4 protein-coding genes are annotated in these 3,706 nt (G+C 57.6%); 3 read left to right on the top strand and 1 reads right to left on the bottom strand.

Annotated features, from left to right (window positions below; translation table 11 throughout):
* Positions 1–112: 112 nt before the first annotated feature.
* Positions 113–1,402 carry a citrate synthase gene (gltA, locus tag ACRESD_RS20280; RefSeq protein ID WP_431752529.1) on the bottom strand — a complete coding sequence of 430 codons (1,290 nt, stop codon included), beginning with the start codon at positions 1,400–1,402 and terminating at the stop codon, positions 113–115.
* 362 nt (positions 1,403–1,764) lie between these two features.
* On the opposite strand from gltA, the gene sdhC reads away from it, so the two are divergent.
* The 3 genes from sdhC to sdhA all read left to right on the top strand — a co-directional run.
* Positions 1,765–2,139 carry a succinate dehydrogenase, cytochrome b556 subunit gene (gene sdhC / locus ACRESD_RS20275; protein WP_016979564.1) on the top strand — a complete coding sequence of 125 codons (375 nt, stop codon included), beginning with the start codon at positions 1,765–1,767 and terminating at the stop codon, positions 2,137–2,139.
* Positions 2,133–2,501, top strand: coding sequence for a succinate dehydrogenase, hydrophobic membrane anchor protein (sdhD, locus tag ACRESD_RS20270; protein WP_003172805.1), 369 nt, complete (start codon positions 2,133–2,135; stop codon positions 2,499–2,501). Before sdhC ends, sdhD begins: the two co-directional genes overlap by 7 nt.
* A 3-nt stretch (positions 2,502–2,504) precedes the next feature.
* Positions 2,505–3,706: succinate dehydrogenase flavoprotein subunit (gene sdhA / locus ACRESD_RS20265; protein ID WP_431752528.1), on the top strand; the 1,202-nt coding region annotated here is incomplete at its 3' end.

Below are 3,706 nucleotides of genomic sequence, written 5' to 3'. Positions count from 1 at the left end.
GGGCTTGCCCGCGATAGCGGCAGATCTGACAAAACTGTTTCTCGAATCCTGCACAAATAAAAACGGCCTCCTTGTAAAAGGAGGCCGTTTTTTAGACCAAATAGTTAGATGCTTACTTGCGATCTTCCAGTTTGGTGATATCGCGCGACTCGTAGCCGGTGTACAACTGGCGCGGACGGCCAATCTTGTACGGGCTGGAGAGCATTTCTTTCCAGTGGGAGATCCAGCCCACGGTCCGCGCCAAGGCGAAGATCACGGTGAACATGCTGGTCGGAATGCCGATTGCCTTGAGGATGATGCCTGAGTAGAAGTCGACGTTCGGGTACAGCGAGCGTTCGATGAAGTACGGGTCGGTCAGGGCGATCTCTTCCAGGCGCATGGCCAGTTCGAGTTGCGGATCGTTCTTGATGCCCAGTTCCTTCAACACTTCGTCGCAGGTCTGCTTCATGACGGTGGCGCGTGGGTCGCGGTTCTTGTAGACACGGTGACCGAAGCCCATCAGCTTGAATGGGTCGTTCTTGTCCTTGGCCTTGGCGATGAATTTGTCGATGTTCGAGACATCGCCAATTTCGTCCAGCATGGTCAGAACAGCCTCGTTCGCACCGCCGTGGGCAGGGCCCCACAGTGCAGCGATGCCGGCAGCGATACAGGCGAACGGGTTGGCACCCGAAGAGCCTGCCAGGCGCACGGTAGAGGTCGATGCGTTCTGCTCGTGGTCGGCGTGGAGGATGAAGATCCGGTCCATTGCCTTGGCCAGTACCGGACTGATCGGTTTGATCTCGCACGGGGTGTTGAACATCATGTGCAGGAAGTTTTCCGCGTACGTCAGGTCGTTGCGCGGGTACATCATGGGTTGGCCCATGGAGTACTTGTAAACCATTGCGGCGAGGGTTGGCATCTTGGCAACCAGGCGGATCGCGGAAATTTCGCGATGCTGCGGGTTATTGATGTCCAGGGAGTCGTGATAGAAAGCCGACAGGGCGCCGACCACGCCGCACATGACGGCCATCGGGTGGGCGTCGCGACGGAAGCCGTTGAAGAAGGTCTTCAACTGCTCGTGAACCATGGTGTGGTTCTTGACGGTGCTGACGAACTGGGCTTTTTGCTCAGCTGTTGGCAATTCGCCATTTAGCAGCAGGTAGCAGGTTTCCAGGTAGTCCGACTTCTCGGCCAGTTGCTCGATCGGGTAACCCCGGTGCAGCAGAATGCCATTGTCGCCATCGATATAGGTGATCTTCGACTCGCAAGAGGCGGTCGACATGAAGCCTGGGTCGAATGTGAAACGGCCCGTGGCCGTCAGGCCCCGCACGTCGATTACATCGGGACCAACGGTGCCCGTTAAAATGGGCACCTCGACGGGGGCTGCGCCCTCGATGATCAACTGCGCTTTTTTGTCAGCCATGTGGCCTCCTATTTATGCTTCAAATCATCAGACAGACCCCCCACGCAGGGCCCGCACCACTATATTGATATAAATCCAGATGTCAATTTGCCTAAAGTCTTGCCCCAGAAGGCTTTAACCATACTTTTTCGTCGAAATTGACTGCCATTTACGCCTTTTATCCGGTTAAAGCAATGCGCTATTCGGGTGAGGAGTGCGCGTTGTCATTAGTAACCTAACTGTCTATACTCGGCCTCCGACCGCCAGGGGCTTTTGGGCCTGATTTGATGGGGGTCGCATCCCTGGGTGGTGGTTACCTGACCAGTGCACTCCCCAACAACTTTGCCCTGATTGTTAGGGGCTCTTCAGTGTGAAAAAAAGCCGTGAATAGCCAACGACCTGTAAACCTAGACCTAAGGACCATCAAACTCCCCATCACCGGCGTTACGTCGTTCCTGCACCGTGTTTCCGGCATCATCCTGTTCCTGGGCTTGGGCATCATGCTTTATGCATTGAGCAAATCCCTGGGTTCCGAGGAAGGATACGCCGAGGTGAAGGCATGCTTGACCAGCCCGCTGGCCAAGTTCGTAGCATGGGGCCTCCTGTCCGCTCTGCTGTATCACCTGGTAGCCGGTGTGCGCCACTTGATCATGGATGCGGGTATCGGTGAGACGCTGGAAGGCGGCCGCCTGGGCTCGAAAATCATCATCGCCATTTCCGTGGTGCTGATCGTTCTGGCAGGAGTTTGGATATGGTAACCAGCGTTACGAACCTTTCGCGTTCGGGCCTCTATGACTGGATGGCGCAGCGTGTGTCTGCGGTCGTTCTCGCGGCTTATTTCATTTTCCTGATCGGATACCTCGTCGCCAATCCGGGCATCGGCTATGAGCAATGGCATGGCCTGTTTTCCCACAATGCGATGCGAATCTTCAGTCTGCTGGCCCTTGTAGCCCTGGGCGCTCACGCCTGGGTCGGCATGTGGACCATCGCGACCGACTACCTGACGCCGATGGCGCTGGGCAAGTCCGCGACTGCAGTACGTTTCCTCTTCCAGGCAGTATGCGGCGTCGCGATGTTCGCTTACTTCGTCTGGGGTGTGCAGATTCTTTGGGGTATCTGATTCATGGCTAACATTCCAACTATTTCCTTCGACGCCATCATCATTGGTGGCGGCGGTGCCGGCATGCGCGCAGCGCTGCAGCTGGCCCAGGGCGGTCACAAGACTGCCGTGATCACCAAGGTGTTCCCAACGCGCTCCCACACCGTGTCGGCCCAGGGTGGCATCACTTGCGCCATCGCCTCCGCCGACCCGAACGATGACTGGCGCTGGCACATGTACGATACCGTCAAGGGTTCCGACTACATCGGTGACCAGGACGCTATCGAATACATGTGTCAGGAAGGCCCGGCCGCGGTGTTCGAGCTGGACCACATGGGTCTGCCGTTCTCCCGTACCGAGCAAGGTCGTATCTACCAGCGTCCATTCGGCGGCCAGTCGAAGGATTACGGTAAGGGCGGGCAGGCTGCCCGTACTTGCGCCGCGTCCGACCGTACCGGTCACGCGCTGCTGCACACCCTTTATCAGGGCAACCTGAAAGCCGGCACTACGTTCCTGAACGAGTACTACGCGGTCGACCTGGTGAAGAACGCCGACGGTGCATTCGTTGGCGTGATCGCCATCTGCATCGAAACCGGTGAAACCACCTACATCCGCGCCAACGCTACCGTTCTGGCGACTGGCGGTGCAGGCCGTATCTACGCTTCGACCACCAATGCGCTGATCAACACCGGCGACGGCGTCGGCATGGCACTGCGTGCTGGCGTTCCGGTACAAGACATCGAAATGTGGCAGTTCCACCCGACCGGCATCGCCGGCGCTGGTGTACTGGTTACAGAAGGTTGCCGTGGTGAAGGTGGTTACCTGATCAACAAGCACGGCGAGCGTTTCATGGAGCGTTACGCTCCGAACGCGAAAGACCTGGCGGGTCGTGACGTTGTTGCCCGTTCCATGGTTAAAGAAATCATCGCCGGTAACGGTTGTGGCCCGAATGGCGACCACGTACTGCTGAAGCTCGATCACCTGGGCGAAGAAGTACTGCACAGCCGTCTGCCAGGTATCTGCGAGCTGTCCAAGACCTTCGCTCACGTTGATCCGGTGGTTGCTCCGGTTCCGGTTGTTCCGACTTGCCACTATATGATGGGCGGCGTGCCGACCAACATTCATGGCCAGGCGATCACCCAGAACGCTGATGGCCAGGACGAAATCATCCACGGTCTGTTCGCTGTAGGCGAAGTGGCTTGCGTATCGGTTCACGGTGCCAACCG

Source organism: Pseudomonas sp. (genome assembly GCF_050739995.1).
Taxonomy (GTDB): Bacteria; Pseudomonadota; Gammaproteobacteria; order Pseudomonadales; family Pseudomonadaceae; genus Aquipseudomonas.
This window is presented reverse-complemented; position numbering and strand designations above follow the sequence as displayed.